This window comes from Psychromonas sp. (genome assembly GCF_983033635.1).
On sequence record NZ_CEZLMY010000015.1, the window covers coordinates 36446 to 36920 of the forward strand.

Annotated in this window: 1 protein-coding gene; it reads left to right on the forward strand. The window is 29.5% G+C overall.

Going from position 1 to position 475, the window contains the following annotated elements; all coding sequences use genetic code 11:
- The coding region (gene bamC / locus AC4GME_RS03735; RefSeq protein ID WP_490379034.1) for an NlpB/DapX family lipoprotein at positions 1-475 on the forward strand (475 nt) is incomplete at both ends.

Consider the following 475-nt stretch of genomic DNA (forward strand, 5'->3'; position numbering starts at 1 on the left):
AATTAATTTCGGTGGTTTTTTAAATAGTAATGAAGTATTAAAAGAATCAAGTTACCGTTTTAAACTTGAGAAGCAAGCAGATGGGCATAGTGTCGCTTTAAATGTTGAAGTATTAACTTATAGTGAATCTAACGAAGGGAATGTTTTAAAATTTAAGCTTTCTGATAAAAACAAAAAAAATATTGAACTTCGTTTTGTAAATAATTTATTAGAGTTTGCATACAATGTGCAGGAAGCAAATGAATTAAACGAAGTGGATTCAAAACCTTTACCAATTAAACTTGGTTTTGATGATAATCATCAGATCGCATGGGTTGTCGATACTGAGTTTTTAGTTACTTGGAGAAAGCTACCAGAACTATTAACTTTATTACATTTTGATATTGTTGAAGCTGATAAAAACCTTGGCTATTTTTTACTTAAATTCAACACACCTGACGATGACTATTGGGCTGAAAATAATCTAAATCCTTTT